The organism is Rheinheimera baltica, assembly GCF_030731985.1.
In the GTDB taxonomy this organism is placed as follows: Bacteria; Pseudomonadota; Gammaproteobacteria; order Enterobacterales; family Alteromonadaceae; genus Alishewanella; species Alishewanella baltica.
Genome location: NZ_JAPJDY010000001.1, coordinates 87,591 through 109,256, shown reverse-complemented (window position 1 = coordinate 109,256; position 21,666 = coordinate 87,591). Strand labels below are relative to the sequence as shown.

Below are 21,666 nucleotides of genomic sequence, written 5' to 3'. Positions count from 1 at the left end.
ATCAGTGCTTAACGAAATGGCGCAGGGTCACCACGGCCTTCGCGCAATACCTGCGGGTCGTCATCTGACAGATCAACAACCGTTGTAGGGTCTTCACCAATAATACCGCCATGCATAATTAAATCGACCTGCTTTTCCAGCCTTGCGCGCATTTCTTCCGGATCACTTTCGGCAAATTCTTCGCCAGGTAATATCAGGCTGGTACTAAGCAAAGGCTCGCCCAACTCAGCTAGTAGCGCCAATGCCACTTTGTTTTCTGGAATACGTAAACCTATGGTTTTCTTTTTCTCATTTAACAAGCGCTTAGGCACCTCTTTGGTGCCACGCAAAATAAACGTATATGCGCCTGGTGTGTTGTTTTTAATTAAGCGAAAAGCGCTATTTTCAACCTTGGCATATACCGACAGCTCAGATAAATCGCTGCACATCAGCGTAAAATGATGATCACCGCTAACCTGGCGAATTTGTAAAATACGCGCCATCGCGTTTTTATCGCCAACATGGCACCCCAGTGCATAGCCACTGTCGGTTGGGTAAATAACCACACCGCCTTGCTGAATAATTTGCACCGCTTGCTTTAATAAACGCTGTTGCGGTGTTTCAGGGTGAATATGAAAAAATTGGCTCATGTTTGTTCTTCTTAAATATAATTAGTGGCTTACACAGCCGCATTCGCTGAGGCATGTAACGGCCAACTGGCCCACACCGGTAAAACATCATCGGTTAAATATAGGTTTTTTCCAATATCATTCCAAGTTGTTACCTGATGAAAATCAGAACCGACAGAAGCAGTTAAGTTATGCAACTGACACAGCGCCCATAATTCGCGTTTTTGCACTGGGGTTTGTTGTGGCGAAATAACTTCAATTGCATCGCCACCGGCGGCCGCAAACTGCTCAGCCAAGCGTTTTACCCATTTTGTTGTTAACTTATATTTTAGCGGATGCGCCAGTACTGCTTCTCCACCGGCATCATGGATCCATTGAATAGCTTCTGCCATTTCAACCCAATTATTAGGCACATAGCCAATTTTGCCGCGACCTAAGTATTTTTTAAACACATTATTCATCGAACTGGCTTTACCAATACTGACCAAATGCCGGGCAAAATGCGTGCGCGTTAATGCCGCCCCATTCGCCAGTTCCAATACTGCAGGCAAGACATTCGGAATTTGGTTTTTAGCCAGCCGCCGTGCCATTTCCTCGGCCCGTTCAAGGCGAGCCTGTTGCTGTGTCGCTAAACGCTGCAAAAATACCGGACATTGCGGGTTAACATTTAAGCCAACGATATGAATTTCCAGTTGCTGCCAGCTGGAAGAAATTTCCACACCATTAATTAATTGCAGCGATAATTGCTGCTCGTTAATTGCTTGCCTTGCAGCGGCAAGGCCTGCCACGGTGTCATGGTCAGTAATTGCCAGCGCATCCACGCCCTTTTCCGCTGCGCGCGCCACCAGTTCGGCTGGCGATAATACGCCGTCCGAGCACAGGGTATGGCTGTGTAAATCAATTTTCATTGGCACCTCAAAATAAGGCGGCCATTGTCTCACACGCTGCGGTTTCCATAAAGCGCCTTTAACAGTCGCTAGAATGAACTCACTAACACCAACAGAGATCGACGAGCGTTACACTTTATTTAGCAGTTTCTGAAAACGTTGACGTAATTGCTGCTCTTTGCTGTCAGGTGATTTACTACTATCACTTATCGATACAGAAAAATATATCGATTCAAGCAGCTTTTTAAGCGCACGAATATGCTGGTCAATCTGGTTACTGCTAACGTGATCTTTCTTACTTTGATAATGATGTGTTACCGATATCTTTGTTGGCTGCAATGCCACAGAGCGACTGTAGATCATAGCATCAGCTTCAATTGTCAGTGGCTGTTCGTCTAATTGCCAGTGAACAATCTCAGGTAGCTGAAAACTGACAATGTGCTGTGCTATGACATCTTGCTCCAGGGCTAATGGCATTTTACGCTTAACCCTGTCAGGCAGCTCTGCAAACGACAATAATGATTCAGCATACAGAGGTAACTCTATTTTATTTTGTTCATTGTCCCAAAAATTACTAATACTGAAACTCGCCGTGACTAGCATACTGTTACGTTCGCGATCATCTTTAATAGTAAGCCCGGTCATTAACTCAGCACCTGGAAACTGCCGCTGATAATAATTTTGCAGATGTTTTTCGTAATCTTGTTGCCCCATGCGCTGCAATGCCGAGCGATAATACTCAGCATTGTCACCCTGAAACTCAAAAACAGTCTGTAAGGTCACATTGCCATCATAATTACTAGCGCTAAAATGCTCCTCTGTACGCTCGCTGTTTTTGCGTAACACAGGTTCAGGAATAATAGTAAGGTCAGTCGTAGTTGGTTTAACCAACAGCGCTCGCGAAAAGTATTGTTCGCCGGCGGCTTCCAGTGGTCCAAATTGTTGGCTGCGAGTACCATCAACCCAATAAGCCGTGCCATTTAGAGTGAAATAAGTAATTACATGATCAAAAGCGCCTGGTGCTGGCAGATGGTTTGCCAAGTCGGTACCAAGATAACTGGATACCAGCGCAGGATAAGCATCAATGCCTGCACGTCTTAGCAACGTTATCATCAAATTTGTTTTATCTTTACAGTCACCATATTTTCGTTCAAACACTTCATCTGCGGAATAAGGTTTATGAGTGTTACTGCCTATTTCGATACCAAAATACCTAATCTGGTTCTGTACAAAGTGTATTACTTTCTCGACATATTCTTGTTTTGAATGGCTTTCAAGCTGCCACTTCTGCTCCAACGCCAACAGCGCTTCGTTGGCCAGTGGTACTGAATCGTAAAGCGGTAAAGCCCAGTTAACGACATCCTGCCAGTTTGAAAATTCAGACACTTCTATATAAGCATACGGCGAATACCAACCTGGGTATTGTCCTTCATCATCTAATGCAGGCACCCCAGTTTGCTGCCAGGTATATTCGACAAGTTCATGCTGCTGCCTTTTATCAACTGTAGTATCTGAATTGTTTACCCGAATATTTAAAGGCCTAGCTGCATCCGTCAATACGCGTACATATGCCTGCGCCACCGCAACACTCCATTGCGTTGAAAAAGACGCAAAATATTTCGTTCCATAAATCGGGTTTGTGCCATTAATGGTGTAAGCATATTCAATCTGATCACCAACTTGCACATCACTTAACAAAATCATTGCAGCAACCAGACCATTATATATGTTGCGCTCACTCTCTTGCTCTGGTTGCACCAACCTGATATCCGCCGTAGCCGTGACATCCCGGAATTTGCCATCCCGAACAACCCGAATATAATGCAAATCAAGAGTTTGGAATTCTGGTGAAAAATAGATGTCAAAACTTGAAACCTGCTCCAGGCCTTGTTTAGTGTTGGCACTCACAGCACTATGACGGTATCGTTTAAAATCGGCATTTCGTAATGTCAGCTGCTCATCATTCAAAAGATAACTCACCGCACCTTGTTTAATACTATTACTAACGTCAGATGGAATCTGATGTGCGATAACCCAATCAGGTACTTTTGAAATCTGATATTTAAAGCCTTCTGTTAGATGCTCTGAGGCATCTGCCGCTGTAGCATGATGACCACAGCATAGTATTAACAACATAAAGCAGTTCAGATATTTTTTCATGCTGCCACGTTTCCTAATGCTGTTACACCTGCTGCGAGATAAGATTTTGCTTTTTCATTACCCTTTTTTTCAGCTTGTCTTAAATAAGATCGACCCAATTGCGGGTCCGCTTCAACACCAATACCTTCAACCAAATTCACCCCCCACTGATACATCGCAACAGCTAGACCTTGCTCAGCAGCTTGCTTGTACCACACGTTGGCTTGTTCAATATTTGCCACCACACCATCGCCTAATCTGTACATTTCAGCTGTACGGAACATACCGTCAATCAACCCTTGCTCTGCAGCGAATTTGGCATAATTAAACGCTACAATACTATCCTGTGGCACGCCAGTACCTGTTTCGTAAAGTTCGCTGAGGTTAAATGCAGCGTGACTGCTGTTTAGATTGAAAGCCTTTTGATAGAGAGTGATTGCTTTGCCAATATCGACCTCAACACTCTGACCATAACGGTACATTTCAGCTAGATTATTTATAGCCCCAGCATTTTGCTGTTGATGGCCTTTTTCGTAGTATTGCAGTGCAAGGTCAAGGTATTTTATACCGTTAACTCCAAAATAATAAAAATGACCAAGGTAGGTATTTACGTCAATATCTTGCGCCACAGCCATGCGTGTAAGTACGTCAATAACAGGCTGGGAATCAGCAGCAACTTGATATTGAGTTAATAACATATTGACCAGTTCATTCTGTGCAAGTCTCTGACCATTGATCACCGCATGTTCATAAAAGTTAAGCGCTTTGGAATAGCTCTGTGGACGCCCCTCACCTTTCTCAAAACATTTCGCCAATGGCCGATACGCATCATCATAGTGCTGTGTTACAGCACGTTCATAATAATCACAGGAGAGGCGTAAATCTTTGGTTACAACATCACCATTGCCATAAAGGATGGCAAGATTCATACTCGCCAAACCAATGCCTGCCAAACTAGCTTCTTCATATAATTGAAGTGCTTTTTTGATGCTCTGCTGTACCACGGTTCCGTTTAAGTAGAACGTGGCAAGATTGTTCATGCCCACGCCATCTTTCCGCTCAGCAGCCAACTGGTATAAGTCGGCGGCTTTATTTAAGTCTTTATCAACTAACTCGCCCATTTCATACAGATAACCTAAGTTTGCTGGTGCGGTGGCATCGCCCAAATCAATTGCTTTCTGATACGCTTCAACCGCAAGGTTGACATTTATGTTAACAAGCTCGCCATGTTGATACATCCAGCCTAATGCGTTGTAAGCACTGATCGAATCGCTTTCACCAGCACGTTTGAACCAATATTCTGCTTGCGGGCCATTTTTAGCTACGTTGCGGCCTAAAACAGCTAAACCATACTGACACTCTATTGCTTTGTTGGTATTACCATCATTAGCGAGAATACCTGACCAATAGAGCTGTTCAATTTTTTCGTAATCGGTCGACTTCAACCGAAATTGGTACAAGTTGCCAAGAAGGCAATACGCTTCCCCCAACCCCATATTTATCGACTGCTCTAACATTTCTTTCGCTTTATCTATACTTAAGTCGACAATTTCACCATCGCGGTAGTAAAACGCTAAATTGCGTAACGCTACAGCACTGCCGGCTGCCGCTGCTTGTTGATAGCTGCTTAGCGCTTTATTTTTATTGATATCTGTTCCAAACTCCCCGCTTGACGCCAACCAACCACTGTCGAGTAGTGCATCGGCATACCCCGCGCCAGCTGCCTGTTGTAGCAAAGATAGGCCAAGGGCAATATTTTTTGTTACGCCAAATTTGCCACGTAGTTTAATCCAGGCCATATCAAACTGGGCGGCAGCGTAATTTAGGTCGACCAGGAGATTTGTAACATTTAAGTACTTTGTTTGATGCAGCGCTTCGCCTGCTTGCATCAAAGTAGTTGCGGCTTGATGTAACGCCTGTAACTGGGTATCTGTTGGAGTGTCACCTAAGAAACGACCAATTTGCGCTAAGTAGTCATCAGATAACAATAGAAATTCAAATAGATACTGGTAGTGTACCAGTAACTGGCTTTCATCGCCGGTTTCCAGCAACAGCGCCTTGCTGTCATTGGCAGATGAAGCGTGTTCGTCTTGAAGCAATAACCATTGTGCTAGCACAGCACTCACCGCCGCATGACCATTTTGATGAGCGCTTAGCAGTGTTGGCAAAATTGTCTCAAGGCCAGCTTTGTCGCCTTGCATCAGAAAAATTTCTGCTTGTAGGGCAAGCCTTAATCCATCGCCTTCCCCGACAGAGGCTAATGTATTATTAGCTTCTGCAAACTTTTTCTGCTCCATAAAATAACGCGACTGCGAATAGAGCGCCGCGTCAAATTTTTGATCGATGTATAACGATAAAATCTGATTGAGGATAGTGCGGTTGCTAATTTTTTTAATGTCATTTTCTGCAACCGATTTAAACAAGCTAAAATTAGATAGATAGCGAAATGATTGCTCGCCTGTTTGCTGATCCTTACACAGCACGCGGTATAGGAAAGTGTCGTTATCGATAAGTATTTCAATATTAATAATGTCGAGGCCGGCCAACGGCAACATTACATAGGCTTCATTTAACTCTCTTATTATGATGGGATGCTCGGCACTAACTCCATCTCCTTCAAGCAGCATCGCCTGTAATATACCTGATAAATCAGACATATACTTTTCAGCTAAAGCTTGCTGCCCTAATTGCTCAGCACAGGCAAACTTAAAGTAGTTTGCCACCAGGCTACTCTTGTTGTACTGCAACATTTGTGTAACAGGTTCGTTGTACTGCTCACTGCAGATATCATCGCTGGTTGCACTTTCAAGGCGCTTATTGGCATTGACATAGTTAAGTTGGGACGTCAGATCTGATGCGTGGCGGAATAGAAAAATCTCACGAGCCCAAATGGTATCGGTACTCATTTTGGAAAACGCTGCACTCTGATCAACTAACATTTTTACAGCGATTTGATTAACTTGCTTTACGTTTTTCGCACTACGATTATCTGAATTTGACACACAACTTGTGCAAAGCGTCACACAGATTAGCAACAGATACCTCAAAGTAATTCCCTTTATTCTGCCAACATTAAAAACAGTAAATTACCTATTTTTACCATTAACAGGAAGCAGAAAATTAAAAAAATTAACATGATGCTGATAAGCATTTGACTTGCTTATCTCTGAAGTACTTAAGTTGTTGATTGTTCTAGTTGCTGTATCTGCTGCCAGATTTGCTCACTTTCAGCGGTTAAATCTGCATAAAGCCGCATATCGCCATTACGTTGGGCATGCATGGCTTGCTCAAGTTTTTGATCATAGGCTTTCCGAAGTTTTTTTATCGGATTTGTTTTTAACCAGCCAAACATAGTTACCTCAGATATTTTCCATAATGTTGTCTATACGAGTAACGTGCCAACCCAGTTCACCGTAACGGCAAGTTACTGAACAGGATGTCGTTAAGCATCTCATAGCGAACTCTCTGGCCATATAGCCGCTTATACGTTTTTAATTCTGTGTTATAACAAATAAGCACTTGACGCCTACCACTGTTTTGCGGTTTTATGTATGGCACAAATATTAAGGTAACCAAAGCTAATGCAATTTATCACAACCCTAAACCTGACTAACTGGTGGTGGCACATTCCTAACGGGCGTGTGTAGGCGTTGTATTAGCTTTAATTACCGAAGCCCGTTTCCACAAGAAGCGGGCTTTTTTTATGTGCCTGCAAAATTGTGCAAACCGGCTGAATAAAAACATTGTTAAGTTATAAAGTTGAATTACAAGGATAAACTAAAGCATGATTTTTAGTCATATCACCGATACGCCAGGCGAAGTTGCCAGCATTGCCATGCAATTGCAGTATCAAAGCGATGCACTGGCCTGCTATCAGACCCTGACAGCACAAAGCCCGTATTCATTGCTGTTAGAGTCTGCTGAGATAGACAGCAAAGACAATTTAAAAAGTTTGTTACTCATAGATGCCGCGCTGCGCATAGAGTGTAATGACCAAACCGTGGTTATTAGCGCAGTCAGTAACAACGGCGCGGTGTTGTTGCCTTATCTGGCTGAAAAATTACGTCGCGATGCCATTGTTGAGCAACAGCAGCAACAACTAACGCTGACATACCAGCGCCCGGCGTTATTACTGGAAGAAAACGCCCGGCTTAATGCTCCTAACGCCTTTAGTGTGTTGCGCACACTACAACACGAACTGCAATGCCATGGCGATGAACCATTCGGGGTATTTTTAGGTGGTGTTATCGGTTATGACATGGTGGCTTGCGTTGAGCAGCTACCCGAAGTACCAACAGCAGAGAATCAGTGCCCGGATTACGTGTTTTATCTGGCAGAAACCTTGTTGGTACTGGATCATCAAACCGGCCAAAGCCGCCTTGTTGGTAATGTATTTTGTGGCGAACACGCGCCAGCTAACTGCTTTGTTATTGGAAAGCGACTGGAACAACTTAAACAATTGCTGCAAGCAGCTCCCACTAACACACCGGCTCCCGCGCCAATAACTACCCAAGTTGAGGTCGATATCAGTGATGCTGACTTTATTCAGCAGGTTGAAAAGCTAAAACAAAACATTGTCGCCGGCGATATTTTTCAGGTGGTACCATCTCGCTGTTTTCGTCTACCCTGCCCTGATCCATTAGCCGCCTATGCGCGTTTAAAGCAGCAAAATCCCAGCCCTTACATGTTTTACTTAAAAGATACGGCCTTTACGTTATTTGGTGCCTCGCCAGAGTCAGCATTAAAATTTGATGCCCAAAGCCGCCAGGTTGAAATTTATCCAATAGCCGGCACACGCCGTCGCGGCTTTAAAGCCGATGGCAGCATAGACCGCGATCTGGATAGCCGTATTGAACTGGAGCTGCGCCAGGATGAAAAAGAAAAGGCTGAGCATCTAATGTTGGTTGATTTAGCCCGTAACGACGTAGCGAGGATCAGTGTTCCCGGCAGCCGTTATGTAAAAGAGCTACTTAAAGTAGACCGCTATTCTTACGTAATGCACTTAGTTTCGCGCGTGGTTGGCACACTAAAACCTGGGCTGGATGCGCTGCATGCCTATCAAGCCTGTATGAACATGGGCACATTAGTGGGTGCGCCTAAAGTAAAAGCAGCAGAACTTATTCGCGGTGTTGAAGGTAAACGTCGCGGCAGTTATGGCGGTGCTGTAGGTTATTTGTCAGGAAACGGTGATTTTGACAGCTGTATTGTTATTCGCTCTGCTTATATTACAAATGACACAGCCTATATTCAGGCTGGGGCCGGTGTCGTGTTTGACTCCGTCGCGCAAGCTGAAGCTGATGAAACGCGAAGCAAAGCACAGGCCGTAATAAACGCCATTTTGTCATCACACACACCGGTTAAGGGGTAAACTATGGCCGTTATTTACTTGCTTGATAACATAGACTCCTTCACCTACAACCTGGTGGATGAATTTGCCCAACTGGGCTATGCGGTTAAATTGTATCGTAACACCGTACCGGCAGATTACATTTGCCAACAAATGCAAGCCGAAACCGAACCCGTGTTGTTGGTATTATCCCCAGGCCCCGGCAGTCCGGCTTCAGCCGGCTCTATGCCAGCATTAGTGAAACTGTGCGAAGGCAAGTTTCCCATTTTAGGTATCTGCCTGGGACATCAAGCCATAGTAGAGCACTTTGGTGGTGTAGTGGGTCGCGCAGGAGAAACGGTGCACGGTAAAACCTCAGCCATTAGGCTACAAGAACATCCCGTTTTTACTGGCTTACCTAACCCCTTTTTAGTCGCGCGTTATCATTCGCTGATGGCGACAGAAATGCCCAATGCGCTGCAGCTACTGGCTAGTGAACGCCATATTCCTATGGCAGTGATAAACGAAGATAAACGAATGTTGGGGTACCAGTTTCACCCGGAGTCTATTTTAACCACTTTGGGTAAACCGCTGTTAAAACAAAGCATTGAATATTTACTACGAGGCTGATTATGACCAATACACTATTAGCAACGGTACAACATAGCTTAAATGGCAAGCCGCTGAGTTTTGCTCAGGCTGAGCAGTTTTTTACTGCAGTAGTAAAAGGTGATGTTGAACCAGTGCACCTGACGGCGCTGTTGGTAGCACTTAAAATGCGCGGCGAAACGGCCGATGAAATTGCCGGTGCAGCCAGTGCATTACGTGCAGCAGCAACCGACTTCCCGCAACACTTTGTCGATAGCATCGACTGCTGCGGAACCGGCGGCGATGGCAGCAATACCATCAACATTTCCAGTACCGCAGCCATTGTTGGCGCCGCTATGGGCTTAAAGGTAATAAAGCACGGTAACCGCAGTGTATCCTCTCGCTCTGGTTCTGCAGATTTACTTGAACAGTTAGGGGTGAATATTCAGATGTCACCAACACAAGCCGCAAGTGCGCTGGAGCAAAGCAACTGTAGCTTTTTATTTGCCCCCATGTACCATGCCGGTATTAAACATGCGATGCCAGTACGTAACGCATTGAAAAGTCGTACCTTATTTAACTTACTTGGCCCCCTGGTAAACCCGGCTGCGCCGGATTATCAACTGCTGGGTGTGTATGACCCAAAGCTATGTCGTGTTATGGCACAGGCTCTTAAGCAACTGGGGGTAAAACGCGCCTGGGTAGTGCATGGCAGTGGTTGTGACGAAGTGGCTTTACATGGCACCACCTATGTATGTGAGCTTAAGGATGGCGAACTAACCGAATTTAGCCTGACGCCCGATGATTTTGGTGTTGCAGTTACGCCACTTGCCGCCCTGGCGGGCGGAGAGCCTGCCGAAAACGCAGCCGCAACTCTGGCTATTTTGCAAGGCGAAGGCCAAAGCGCACACAATGCGGCTGTGGCCATAAACGTGGCGGCAATGATCAAAATTGCCGGCATGGGCGATGATCTTAAAGTAAATACCCAAGCCGTACTGGAATTATTAAGCACCAATAAAGCCTTTACCACCTTGTCAAAGTTTAAAGCAGTAAGTCAACTTAAGGAGCCCGCGCATGGCTGAGTCAATGCCAAATGTACTGGCCAAAATTGTCGCGTATAAACGCGAAGAAGTTGCGGCACTCAAGCAAGCACAGCCGCTGGCCTGTTTTGTTGCAGACGTTGGCCCCAGCCAGCGTGATTTTTTAGCTGCACTTAAACAAACCGGCCCGCGGTTTATTTTAGAATGTAAAAAAGCCTCGCCGTCAAAAGGGCTTATCCGCAGCGACTTTAACTTACAGCAACTGGCAGAAGTATACGGCGAATATGCCGACTGCATATCGGTACTGACTGATGAAAAGTTCTTTCAAGGCCGCTACGACTACCTGCGAACCATGCGCACCCTAGTAGATAAACCACTGTTACATAAAGACTTTATTATCGACAGCTACCAAATTTACTTAGGCCGCCACTGTGGTGCCGACGCGGTACTGCTTATGCTGTCAGTACTTAGCGATGACGAATATCGTCAGCTGGCTGCTACTGCGGCAGAGCTGAATATGACAATATTGACCGAAGTGAGTAACGAGGAAGAAACACTGAGGGCTGTAGCTCTTAACGCTGAACTGATTGGCATTAATAACCGCGACTTACGTGATTTAAGCACCAACTTAGACACCAGTTTTACGCTGGCCAAACTGATCCCCATCGGCATAACAGTAGTATCAGAATCAGGCATTTACACAGAACAACAAGTACGACACTTATCAAAAGTGGCCGATGCGTTTTTAGTTGGCAGCTCGTTAATGGCACAAACAGACTTAGCAACGGCCACCCGTAAACTGGTGTTGGGCGAGCATAAAGTTTGTGGGCTAACCCGGCCAGAAGACGCTGCCGCGGCTTTTGCAGCAGGCGCCTGTTACGGCGGTTTAATTTTTTATCCACCGTCACCACGCCATGTTAACCCGCAGCAAGCGGCTGCAGTGCAACAAGGTGCCCCTTTGCATTACATAGGGGTATTTGTTAATGCGCAGATTGAGGATGTCGCTACGTTGGCGCATCAACTACAACTTGCCGCAGTACAACTACACGGTGACGAGTCTGATGACTACCTGCGACGCTTAAAGCCAATGCTGCCGCCAACATGCCAAATATGGAAAGCATATAGGGTAAAAGACAGCTTGCCAGAATTTACCTTGCTAGCCGATCGCATTTTACTGGATGCCTATCATCCAACCCAGCACGGCGGCAGTGGCGTAAGCTTTGATTGGCAGTTGCTAACACAGCAACACAGTGAACAACCCATTATGCTGGCCGGTGGCCTTAACAGCGATAACTGCAGCGCCGCGCTTAAATTGCCGGTGGCGGCACTCGATTTCAATTCAGGGCTGGAAAGTGCGCCAGGCATCAAAGATGCGGCAAAAATCCAGTCAGCCTTTACACAGATCCGGGAGTTTCACTATGAGTGAGCTAAAACTTAATCCTTATTTTGGCCAGTATGGCGGTATGTTTGTGCCGCAATTACTGGTACCAGCGTTAAAACAGCTGGAGCAAGCTTATGTCGACGCACTGGAAGATCCTGCGTTTCATGCCGAGTTTCAGCAATTACTCACCGAGTACGCTGGCCGGCCAACCCCCCTAACATTGTGCCGTAATATTTCGCCCAATCCGTTAGTAAAAATTTACCTGAAACGTGAAGACTTACTGCACGGCGGTGCGCATAAAACTAATCAGGTTTTAGGTCAGGCCCTGCTGACCAAGCGCATGGGTAAAAAAGAAGTCATTGCTGAAACCGGTGCTGGCCAACATGGTGTGGCTACCGCCTTAGCTTGCGCATTGTTGGGCTTAAAGTGTCGTATCTATATGGGTGCTAAAGACATTGAACGCCAACAACCCAATGTGTTTCGGATGAAACTGATGGGTGCCACCGTTATTCCCGTCACCAGCGGCAGCGGCACATTAAAAGATGCGGTAAACGAAGCCATGCGTGACTGGTCAGCAAGTTACGATACCACGCATTACATGCTTGGCACCGCGGCAGGCCCGCACCCGTTCCCCACCATAGTACGCGACTTTCAAAAAATGATTGGTGAAGAAGCCAAGCAACAAATTCTAAAAGCCGAGGGCAAATTGCCAGACGCGGTCATTGCCTGTGTTGGTGGCGGCTCTAATGCCATTGGCATTTTCGCCGATTTTATAAAAGAAGAAGGCGTAAAACTTATTGGTGTTGAACCTGGCGGCAAGGGTATTGAAACCCATCACCACGGTGCAGCACTCTCTACCGGCAGTTATGGTATTTTGCATGGCGCGTACACCGCCATTATGCAAACGACTGATGGCCAAATTGAAGAGTCATATTCAATTTCAGCTGGTTTAGACTACCCGGCTGTAGGCCCGCAACACACCCATTTGCAGCAAATTGGTCGCGCGCAGTATGTGGCTATCAATGACGATGAAGCCTTAGCTGCATTTCAAGAGCTGGCCAAAGCCGAAGGCATTATCCCTGCGCTGGAAAGCTCACACGCTCTGGCTTATGCGCTTAAACTAGCCGCACAGGCAACAGAACCCACCGTGCTGTTAGTGAACCTGTCCGGCCGCGGTGACAAAGACTTAGCCCACGTGCACAGCGTATTAGCAGGAGGCAGCCTATGAAACGTTATCAGCAAATGTTTAGCCGTTTACAAAGCGAGCAGCGCGGTGCCTTTGTGCCTTTCGTCACCATTGGCGACCCAACGCCTGAGTTGTCATTTGAGATTATTAAAACCCTGATAGACGCCGGTGCCGATGCGCTGGAGTTGGGTATCGCCTTTTCAGATCCGATAGCAGATGGCCCGACGATTCAGGGCGCTAATATCCGCGCGTTAGCGGCCGGCGTAACGCCAGCCATCAGCTTTGATGTGATCAGTAAAATTCGTGCTTATCACCCCACTATCCCTATTGGGTTATTGCTTTACTCCAACCTGGTCATGGCGCGTGGTATTGATCATTTTTATGCTCAAGCGGCGCAAGCTGGCGTAGATTCGGTATTAATTGCCGATGTACCGCTGCATGAAAGCAAACTGTTTCGCCAAAGTGCCATTAAGCACGACATTGCGCCAATTTACATCGTGCCACCAAATGTCGATGACGATGACCTGCGCGAAATTGCCTCTTATGGCCGCGGTTACACATATCTGCTAAGCCGGGCCGGTGTAACGGGCGCTGAGACGGTCGCCGCAATGCCTACCAGTGAACTGATTGCCCGCATTCGTAGCTATAATCCGGCGCCACCGCTGTTGGGTTTTGGTATTTCAACACCGGCACATGTAAAAGACGCCATACAAAGCGGAGCTGCAGGGGCAATCTCGGGCTCAGCCATTGTGAAGCTGATTGAACAATATCAGGCAGAACCCACTGTTATGCTGGCACAACTGAAGCAGTTTGTTAGTAACATGAAAGCCGCTACCTGATATAGCACAAGGCCATACAGGTTTTAGGACAGGCAAATACCGACGCCACAGCATGCTGTGGCGTGTTTTTTTTCTAAAGCTGTCGATTTTTCTGTCTCCGCACCGGATAATAGCGGCTTTATGCCCAACGGAACCACTTTTATGCAAATCAGCGATAATAGCGTAGTACAGTTTCACTACACCCTAACTGACGTTAGCAACGGTGGCGCCACCGAGCTTGAAAGCTCAAATGGTAGCCATCCACTGCTGTATCTGCACGGCCACGAGCAAATGCTTCCGGCGCTGGAGCAGGCTTTAACCGGTAAAGCCGCCGGAGATAAGCTCGACATTACCTTAACGCCGGCGCAAGCCTATGGCGAGCGTGACGAAAACGCCATTCAAAGCATGCAGGTTAAACACCTGATGGGCGCTAAAAAATGGCAGCCAGGTATGACTGCCGTAGTGCAAACAGAACAAGGTCAACGTCAGGTCACTATTGTTAAAGTTGGCATGTTTAAAGCTGACGTAGACACAAACCACCCGCTGGCGGGTAAAACACTGCAATTTGCTATTGAAATACTGTCAGTACGTGAAGCCAGCGCTGAAGAAGTGGCTCACGGCCATGCGCACGGTGAAGGTGGTCATCACCACCATTAATCGCCCTATGTCACCGGCAACAAAACACCGGCCGCTAAACGTTTCCCGTTAGCTTGCCGGTGTCACTTTTATTAGCTGCCCTGCAACACTGTCAGTTAACAAATATAACGCCCCGTCCGGCCCAGTGCGTATATCGCGAATACGCTGTTTAAGTTCAGTAAACATTACCTGTTCACTTATCACCTTTTGGTTATCTATTTCTAGCCGGTGCACGTTTTTTGCGGCCAGCGCGGCGACAAAAATATTGCCCTGCCACGCTGGAAATAATGTGCCGCGATACAATGTCATGCCCGCAGGCGCAATAGACGGTGTCCAGCCCCAAATGGCTTGTTGCATGCCCGTAAACGTAGTGAACGGTGAAACACGGGCACCAGTATAATCAATACCGTTAGTTGCTACCGGCCAGCCATAGTTTGTGCCTGGTGTAATAATATTTAATTCGTCCCCCCCGCGCGGGCCATGCTCATGGCTATAAAGTGTCTGCGTGGGGGCATCATAAAAAATACCCTGCACGTTGCGATGGCCCAGACTGTATATTGCTGCAGCATAGCCTGTCTGGCCAACAAAAGGATTATCTTGCGGTACCGTGCCATCACTATTTAACCGTACCGTTTTCCCCAAATGATTTGCCGGGTTTTGCGCTTGCTCTCGATAATCAAAGCCATCACCTAAGGTAAGTATCAGACTGTTATCAGGCAAAAAAGCGATACGCCCACCAAAGTGGGCCGCGCCACTTTTTAGCGGCTGCGCCTGAAAAATACGTGTAATGTTAGTCAGCCCGTTGTCAGTAAGCACAGCACTGGCCAGGCAGGTGTTGTTGGCGTCTAAGGTGCCACAAGCATAACTGAGTATAATTTTAGCGCTTTGGTCAAAATCCGGCGTCAACATCACATCCTGCAAACCGGCCTGCGATACCAGCAACAGTTCCGGCAATTCCGGCCGAATTGTAAAGCGCACACTGCCCTCTGCCGTTAACCGCTTAAGTGCGCCGCTGCGCTCAGTAAGCAACATATCGCCGTCTGGTAAAAAAGCCAGTGCCCAGGGGTAATTCAGGTTGTCGGCCAATATCTTAAACTGATAAGACGGTGAAACAGCAGCCACTGCAACAGATTGCATTAGCACCGCAGCCAAAAATAACGATACTTTAACCATTTGCTGGCCTCCGCTTAAACAACCACAGGTAAAGTGCCATACCGGCACTGCTACACAACATCATGCTTAACAGACCCGCAGCACTGCGCGTAGCTGCAATTAAGGTTGGCATAGGCACCAAGGTGTTTATGATCAGCACCATGGCATATAGCAACGCAGCGCCCAGTAAACATGCTAAAAAGTAGCCACGAGATAGTGGCAACATATGCAGTAGAATTGAGGCAAATAACAGATTAATCAGCGCTATAGGTGCATAGGTTAAACTAAAGTGCGTTAAGTCGAACCACATCGTAGCTACGATATCAGCGATAGGTATGTTTCCGCTAAGCGCCGCTATGGCGGCTAAATTAAAACAGCTTTGTGTAATGCTCGCCAATACGGTCACCAGTAAAACGGCCGGCAAAAGATACTTAAGCCGGTGCCATCGCACAACTATCATAGTGTGTCTCCTAATCAACAGGTTGTTTTAGGCTACCTTGCCCACGCAACAGCAACAAGATTATTTTTTCTCTGGCTTACTTATACACGGCATAAGCTGCTAAGATCGGCTCAGGCCTTTAATCAAGTAAACTGGACACGTCAAACAGGCGTAATGTCAGTTCCGTCAATAGAAAGAGCAGCCGTCCCGTTATGCGTTATATCAACACTCCCAACTTCGACCATAAACAAAGTGATAAAATTGGTATTTTGTTAACCAACCTGGGCACGCCGGACGCGCCAACGCCAAAAGCGCTCAAACGCTATTTAAAACAGTTTTTATCTGACCCCCGCGTGGTAGAAATACCGCGTGTGCTGTGGTGGCTAATTTTAAATGGCATTATTTTGCGTATCCGGCCTCGCCGCTCAGCAAAGGCCTATGCCACAGTATTTACCGAACAAGGTTCGCCACTATTGTTTCACACCCAGGCGCAAACCGATGCAATACGAACCCAATTGCAGCAAGATGGAGTTGAAAATCTGGTTGTCGACTTTGCAATGCGTTATGGCAACCCCAGTTTTGATAGTGTGCTGGATAACATGTTTAAACAAGGTGTGCGTAAATTACTGGTATTGCCATTGTATCCGCAGTATTGCGCGTCAACATCAGGTTCTAGCTTTGACGAACTGGCGAAAAACTTTATACAACGTCGCTGGCTGCCCGACTTAAGGTTTATCTCACACTATCCGGATTATGCCCCTTTTATTACGGCTGCTGCCGACAAAATCCGTCAATACTGGCAACAACATGGGCAGGCAGACAAATTGATTTTGTCTTATCACGGTATTCCAAAACGTTATTTACTTAATGGCGACCCCTATCACTGTGAATGCTATAAAACGTCGCGTTTAATTGCTGAACAGTTAGGGCTGAATAAAGATCAATACATGACAACCTTTCAATCGCGCTTTGGCCGCGAGGAATGGTTAAAACCTTACACTGACGAAACGCTAAAATCCCTGCCCGCCCAAGGGGTAAAAAGTGTGCAGATTTTTTGTCCTGGTTTTGCCGCAGACTGTCTTGAAACCATTGAAGAAATTGGTGAAGAAAACAAAGAGTACTTTTTGCACGCTGGAGGCGAGCGCTATGATTATATCAGCGCGCTTAATGCTGAACCGCAACATATCAATGCATTGTGCCAGTTAATTAAAGACAACTTACAACACTGGCAAACCAATAACAGCACTGAACGTGCGCAACTTGCTAGCTTACTACAACGCGAAAAACAGGAAACAACCTAACACATATGGGTGCCTCACAAAGCAATCAGCCTCGCACTGAACCAACCTTAAATGCCAAGCCGCTTCTACAACGGATGACGTTTGAAAATGTTCGTGAGGCGCCCTACAAAGCACCTGCTCAACCGCCTGTGCGCTACCTGCCATGGTTATTGGTACTGGCTGTTCTTTTGTTAGCATTAGCCGTTTACCAGGAAAGCCGAAATCATTTTTATCAATCCACTTTTTGGCATTGGTATGCCGGCAAGCTAACTTACACGATGCAAGATGGGGCTGCAACACAGGTCAGCTTCCCCACTGCAGGGCCATTTGATCAACGCTTTGGCTATACGCACCTACCACATTGGAGCACTAAGCTGCAGCAGTCAGGCTTTCAGATAAAGTCACAAAGCCAGTTTTCCGAACCACTAATGAGTTATGCCAATTTCGGCTTTCATCCGCCCTACCCGGAAAAAAACAGTGCTGGCTTGCTAATTCAAGGATGCCAACAGCAACCGATATACCAAAGTGTGGCGCCTGCCATGCAGTTCACATCATTGCAAAGTGTTGCACCGTTGATTGTAAATAGTTTGCTGATGGTTGAAGACCGAACATTGTTAACACCAGAACATGTGCGTGCCAACCCGGTATTAAATTTACCGCGTTTAGGCGCAGCTGTTTGGTCACAGCTGCAACGTGCTGCAGGCATTCCTGCGGCTGCAGCGGGTGGCAGCACTCTGGCAACTCAGTTAGAAAAATACCGCCATAGCTCGCAAGGCTTTACATCGGACATCACGGATAAATTTCGACAACTGGTGTCAGCAAGTGTACGAACCTATCAATCGGGAGTAGACACTCAACAGAGCCGGCAAAAAATTGTACTGGACTACATTAATACGGTGCCCTTAGCTGCAACAGCTGCCTATGGTGAAGTCAATGGTATGGGCGAAGGCCTCTATGCTTGGTTCGGTGCTAACCCTACACGTGTAAACACCCTACTAAAACAAGGACCGCCTTACACCGCAGAGCAGGGTTTAGCCTTAAAACAAGTTATGGCGTTAATTATCGCGCAGCGGCGCCCTTCATATTACCTGGTGCAGGGTCAAGACGATCTGGCTCAATTGAGTAACCGACATCTAAACCTACTGCAGCAGCAAGGGCTAGCATCAGCCGAACTGGTTACTTTGGCAACAAAACAAACGTTAACCTTTAGTTCTATTGCTGCGCCGCCTGCCGTGTCTGCTGAATACTTTAAAGCCAGTACCATGGTTCGCAGCCGCTTAAGCAATTTACTTGATCAAAGTCTATACCAGTTAGACCGATTAGACTTAACCAGCCACACTACCATCCATAACCAATTGCAACGCGATATAAGCCAGCATCTGCGCCAACTTTCACAACAGGCCGGCGCGGAACAAGCCGGTTTATTTGCTGATCGCCTACTGCAAATTGGGCAGCAAAGTAAAGTGCGTTACAGCTTTACCCTTTACCAAAACACCCCTCATGGCAACAAGGTTAGGGTGCAAACAGACAACACTGATCAACCCTTTGATATGAATGACTCCAGCAAACTCGAGCTTGGATCTACTGCCAAACTACGTGTACTCGTAAGCTATCTGGAAATTGTGGCAGAGTTGCATCGTTTGTATGCTGAAGAAGACACCGAGACACTGCAGTTTGTTAACATTGCGCCACAGGACAATTTAACCAGCTGGGTAATCAACTTCCTGACAGAACAGCCAAACGCCACGCTAGCAACGATGTTGCAAGCTGCTCTCACTCGCCGATACAGCGCAGATCCAAAAGAAAGCTTCTATACCGGGGGTGGTCTGCACACGTTTAACAATTTCCGGCAAGAAGAAAACCGACTTAACCCAACGATTGCTGAAGCGCTGCAGCAATCGGTCAATTTACCCTTTGTGCGCTTACTACAAGACATCGTCAACTACAGCATCTATCACGGAGAAAACAGCAGCTATCAGCTGATGGTTGATGACGACAATCCTCGTCGTGATCAATACTTACGTCGGTTTGCTGATAGGGAAGGCACTACTTTTTTGCGCCGCTTCTGGCAAAAATATAAAGATAAAACAGCTGAACAGCGCTTACAAATGTACATAGCTAGTAGCCGTCAGACCCCTGAACGCTTGGCCGTAGCCTACTTATATATCAACCCTAACGCATCCCAAGCCCAGTTTATTCAGGCGATGCAACAACAGTTCAACCAACCACAAGCTGAACAAACCGACTGGCTAAAACTGTACAATAAATACCAACCAGACAACTTCAATTTGCCTGACAGAGCGTATTTATCTCGAAGCCACCCGCTTGAGTTGTGGTTACTGGCTTATTTGCAGCAAACACCAGATGCTGCATTGCCTCAAGCTATCGCACAAAGCAGCAACGTGCGTCAGGAAGTGTATCAATGGCTATTTAAAACCCGTTTTAGAAGCGCGCGTGACAACCGCATTCGTAATATGCTAGAAATTGAAGCCTTTTGGGATTTACATCAACGTTGGCAAAGGCTTGGCTATCCGTTCGATTATTTAGTTCCTTCATTAGCAACCGCGCTGGGCAGTTCTGGTGACAGGCCTGCAGCATTAGCCGAACTGATTGGTATTATCATAAACAATGGCATTCGCTTACCCAATATCAGGATTGACCAGCTACAGTTTGCCAAAGATACCCCATACCAAACTGACTTTGACCGGCCACGGCCCCAACCAATACAGGTAATGGCCCCTGAAGTCGCCATGGCGGTAAAGACGGCGCTTGAGCAAGTGGTAAATGTCGGCACAGGGCGTCGTTTACGTACAGCTTATACTGATACAAACCTGGTAATGGGGGGTAAAACAGGCACCGGAGATAACCGGCTGGTTCAACTAAACGCTAAAGGCCAACATGTCAGTTCAAAAGCATTAAATCGCACTGCTACCTTTGCTTTTTATATAGGATACCGCCATTTTGGGGTGTTAACCGCTTACGTACCGGATGCCGATGCTGAAAACTTCAGTTTTACGTCTGCACTACCATTGCAGGTGATGAACAGTATGGAGCCCATTTTACAACCCTATATAAATAACGAGACGTGGTGTAACTAAGCCATCACAACCTGATTACGCCCCTGATGTTTGGCCTGATACAGCGCCATATCAGCGCGATGTAACCAAGCTTCCCAGTCTTCGTTAGCCTGTAACATTGTCGCACCTATCGATGTTGTAATGTGCACACCGTCCGGCAACACAATTTTACGTTCTACACCAGCGCGAAGCTTTTCGGCAAAACGCTCAAAATTAGCCGGTGCTATATTTGCTATCAGCACGACAAATTCCTCGCCGCCAAACCGAAATACCTGATCCTTTAATCGCATCATTGACTGCAGCACCTGCACCAACTCTGTCAGCGTTTTATCGCCAACTTTATGGCCGTGTTTATCATTCACTTGTTTAAAATGGTCTAAATCGAGCAAAATCAAACCACACTGCTTGCCAGTTTTAGCAAATTCGTCAATAGCAACGGCTAGCTGGTAATTTAACGTTCGACGGTTCAAAGCACCGGTTAAACTGTCCGTTGTTGCTAAGCGCTCTAGCTCTTGACGTTGTGCCTGAGCACGATAGGCAAAAATAAAAGAGAAAATACTGGTAATTGTCGTTGTAACAAAAAATGCCATCATCTGAAATGTGCTGGCAAATATTAAATCAGGCAACACACTGCCAATTAAAAACAGCCCCGACAACATTAATAGCAACAATAGAAAAGCACGAATGGGTGACACCAGAAAGAAAACAAACACTAAAAAGGGATATACCCAGAACACGCCATCTGAACCGAGCTTAATACAAACCAGAAATGCGCCTGCACAAAACACCAGAGCCAGAAATAAACCCGGTTTCACTGTATCACCAGTGCGCCATGCCATACGTGTAGCAATAACCGCGCTGAGTACCATTAACATATCGGCGACACCGACAATGTAAGTACCGGTATACAAACGGTAGACACCGTATGGCGTCACGCAAAGGACAATAATGGCCCCAACCAGCGTTAACATCGCCAGATGAAAATCACTTTTAAGACGAGCTAACACTAATACGTCCCCTGCTAAACGGTTAATTATTTTAATTAATATATAAGCATCCTAGCCGAAACGCTGCACTTCAAAACAAAAAAGTGTCTTAACGCGTGTTAT

Annotated in this window: 17 protein-coding genes; 9 read left to right on the top strand and 8 right to left on the bottom strand. The window is 46.4% G+C overall.

What is annotated here, in order from left to right; all coding sequences use genetic code 11:
* Positions 1-8 precede the first annotated feature (8 nt).
* From ORJ00_RS00550 to ORJ00_RS00530, 5 genes are all read right to left on the bottom strand, one after another.
* The gene (locus tag ORJ00_RS00550) at positions 9-629 is read right to left on the bottom strand and encodes an L-threonylcarbamoyladenylate synthase (RefSeq protein ID WP_027671641.1); all 621 of its coding nucleotides are present in this window, start codon (positions 627-629) and stop codon (positions 9-11) included.
* 29 nt (positions 630-658) lie between these two features.
* A complete protein-coding gene (gene rnm / locus ORJ00_RS00545) occupies positions 659-1,516 on the bottom strand; it encodes an RNase RNM (RefSeq protein ID WP_306138693.1) in 858 nt (285 codons plus the stop codon).
* Between the two features lie 108 nt (positions 1,517-1,624).
* Positions 1,625-3,655, bottom strand: coding sequence for a DUF3857 domain-containing transglutaminase family protein (locus ORJ00_RS00540; protein ID WP_306138692.1), 2,031 nt, complete (start codon positions 3,653-3,655; stop codon positions 1,625-1,627).
* The gene (locus ORJ00_RS00535) at positions 3,652-6,636 is read right to left on the bottom strand and encodes a tetratricopeptide repeat protein (protein ID WP_306138691.1); all 2,985 of its coding nucleotides are present in this window, start codon (positions 6,634-6,636) and stop codon (positions 3,652-3,654) included. Before ORJ00_RS00535 ends, ORJ00_RS00540 begins: the two co-directional genes overlap by 4 nt.
* Before the next feature lie 173 nt (positions 6,637-6,809).
* Positions 6,810-6,986, bottom strand: a complete 177-nt coding sequence (locus ORJ00_RS00530; RefSeq protein WP_156885983.1) for a DUF6435 family protein — start codon at positions 6,984-6,986, stop codon at positions 6,810-6,812.
* A gap of 432 nt (positions 6,987-7,418) precedes the next feature.
* Between ORJ00_RS00530 and ORJ00_RS00525 the strand changes: the two genes are divergently transcribed.
* From ORJ00_RS00525 to ORJ00_RS00495, 7 genes are all read left to right on the top strand, one after another.
* Positions 7,419-9,002, top strand: a complete 1,584-nt coding sequence (locus ORJ00_RS00525) for an anthranilate synthase component 1 (protein WP_306138690.1) — start codon at positions 7,419-7,421, stop codon at positions 9,000-9,002.
* A gap of 3 nt (positions 9,003-9,005) precedes the next feature.
* Complete coding sequence (locus ORJ00_RS00520) at positions 9,006-9,590, top strand: aminodeoxychorismate/anthranilate synthase component II (protein ID WP_305972998.1); 585 nt, start codon at positions 9,006-9,008, stop codon at positions 9,588-9,590.
* A gap of 2 nt (positions 9,591-9,592) precedes the next feature.
* Positions 9,593-10,630, top strand: a complete 1,038-nt coding sequence (trpD, locus tag ORJ00_RS00515; protein WP_306138689.1) for an anthranilate phosphoribosyltransferase — start codon at positions 9,593-9,595, stop codon at positions 10,628-10,630.
* Complete coding sequence (gene trpCF, locus ORJ00_RS00510; protein WP_306138688.1) at positions 10,623-12,014, top strand: bifunctional indole-3-glycerol-phosphate synthase TrpC/phosphoribosylanthranilate isomerase TrpF; 1,392 nt, start codon at positions 10,623-10,625, stop codon at positions 12,012-12,014. Before trpD ends, trpCF begins: the two co-directional genes overlap by 8 nt.
* Positions 12,007-13,197 carry a tryptophan synthase subunit beta gene (gene trpB / locus ORJ00_RS00505; RefSeq protein ID WP_306125166.1) on the top strand — a complete coding sequence of 397 codons (1,191 nt, stop codon included), beginning with the start codon at positions 12,007-12,009 and terminating at the stop codon, positions 13,195-13,197. Before trpCF ends, trpB begins: the two co-directional genes overlap by 8 nt.
* Complete coding sequence (gene trpA, locus ORJ00_RS00500) at positions 13,194-13,994, top strand: tryptophan synthase subunit alpha (protein ID WP_305972993.1); 801 nt, start codon at positions 13,194-13,196, stop codon at positions 13,992-13,994. Before trpB ends, trpA begins: the two co-directional genes overlap by 4 nt.
* A gap of 141 nt (positions 13,995-14,135) precedes the next feature.
* Positions 14,136-14,630 carry an FKBP-type peptidyl-prolyl cis-trans isomerase gene (locus ORJ00_RS00495; protein WP_305972991.1) on the top strand — a complete coding sequence of 165 codons (495 nt, stop codon included), beginning with the start codon at positions 14,136-14,138 and terminating at the stop codon, positions 14,628-14,630.
* Positions 14,631-14,678: 48 nt separating this feature from the next.
* On the opposite strand, the gene ORJ00_RS00490 is transcribed toward ORJ00_RS00495, so the two are convergent.
* Together ORJ00_RS00490 and ORJ00_RS00485 are read right to left on the bottom strand one after the other, a co-directional pair.
* Positions 14,679-15,782: a PQQ-dependent sugar dehydrogenase gene (locus ORJ00_RS00490; protein ID WP_306136497.1), complete on the bottom strand. Its 1,104-nt coding sequence runs from the start codon at positions 15,780-15,782 to the stop codon at positions 14,679-14,681.
* Positions 15,775-16,221 carry a hypothetical protein gene (locus ORJ00_RS00485; RefSeq protein ID WP_051219888.1) on the bottom strand — a complete coding sequence of 149 codons (447 nt, stop codon included), beginning with the start codon at positions 16,219-16,221 and terminating at the stop codon, positions 15,775-15,777. Before ORJ00_RS00485 ends, ORJ00_RS00490 begins: the two co-directional genes overlap by 8 nt.
* A 191-nt stretch (positions 16,222-16,412) precedes the next feature.
* Between ORJ00_RS00485 and hemH the strand changes: the two genes are divergently transcribed.
* Positions 16,413-17,501 carry a ferrochelatase gene (gene hemH, locus ORJ00_RS00480; RefSeq protein ID WP_305972985.1) on the top strand — a complete coding sequence of 363 codons (1,089 nt, stop codon included), beginning with the start codon at positions 16,413-16,415 and terminating at the stop codon, positions 17,499-17,501.
* Between the two features lie 5 nt (positions 17,502-17,506).
* Positions 17,507-20,578, top strand: coding sequence for a transglycosylase domain-containing protein (locus ORJ00_RS00475; RefSeq protein ID WP_306138687.1), 3,072 nt, complete (start codon positions 17,507-17,509; stop codon positions 20,576-20,578).
* Here ORJ00_RS00475 and ORJ00_RS00470 read toward each other — a convergent pair.
* Positions 20,575-21,564: a GGDEF domain-containing protein gene (locus ORJ00_RS00470; protein ID WP_306138686.1), complete on the bottom strand. Its 990-nt coding sequence runs from the start codon at positions 21,562-21,564 to the stop codon at positions 20,575-20,577. The genes ORJ00_RS00475 and ORJ00_RS00470 overlap by 4 nt on opposite strands.
* Positions 21,565-21,666 lie beyond the last annotated feature (102 nt).

Coding starts and splice junctions, on each gene's coding strand:
- ORJ00_RS00550 (WP_027671641.1), bottom strand. CDS start 629: ATGAGCCAATTTTTTCATATTCACCCTGAAACACCGCAACAGCGTTTA.
- rnm (WP_306138693.1), bottom strand. CDS start 1,516: ATGAAAATTGATTTACACAGCCATACCCTGTGCTCGGACGGCGTATTA.
- ORJ00_RS00540 (WP_306138692.1), bottom strand. CDS start 3,655: ATGAAAAAATATCTGAACTGCTTTATGTTGTTAATACTATGCTGTGGT.
- ORJ00_RS00530 (WP_156885983.1), bottom strand. CDS start 6,986: ATGTTTGGCTGGTTAAAAACAAATCCGATAAAAAAACTTCGGAAAGCC.
- ORJ00_RS00525 (WP_306138690.1), top strand. CDS start 7,419: ATGATTTTTAGTCATATCACCGATACGCCAGGCGAAGTTGCCAGCATT.
- ORJ00_RS00520 (WP_305972998.1), top strand. CDS start 9,006: ATGGCCGTTATTTACTTGCTTGATAACATAGACTCCTTCACCTACAAC.
- trpD (WP_306138689.1), top strand. CDS start 9,593: ATGACCAATACACTATTAGCAACGGTACAACATAGCTTAAATGGCAAG.
- trpCF (WP_306138688.1), top strand. CDS start 10,623: ATGGCTGAGTCAATGCCAAATGTACTGGCCAAAATTGTCGCGTATAAA.
- trpB (WP_306125166.1), top strand. CDS start 12,007: ATGAGTGAGCTAAAACTTAATCCTTATTTTGGCCAGTATGGCGGTATG.
- trpA (WP_305972993.1), top strand. CDS start 13,194: ATGAAACGTTATCAGCAAATGTTTAGCCGTTTACAAAGCGAGCAGCGC.
- ORJ00_RS00495 (WP_305972991.1), top strand. CDS start 14,136: ATGCAAATCAGCGATAATAGCGTAGTACAGTTTCACTACACCCTAACT.
- ORJ00_RS00490 (WP_306136497.1), bottom strand. CDS start 15,782: ATGGTTAAAGTATCGTTATTTTTGGCTGCGGTGCTAATGCAATCTGTT.
- ORJ00_RS00485 (WP_051219888.1), bottom strand. CDS start 16,221: ATGATAGTTGTGCGATGGCACCGGCTTAAGTATCTTTTGCCGGCCGTT.
- hemH (WP_305972985.1), top strand. CDS start 16,413: ATGCGTTATATCAACACTCCCAACTTCGACCATAAACAAAGTGATAAA.
- ORJ00_RS00475 (WP_306138687.1), top strand. CDS start 17,507: ATGGGTGCCTCACAAAGCAATCAGCCTCGCACTGAACCAACCTTAAAT.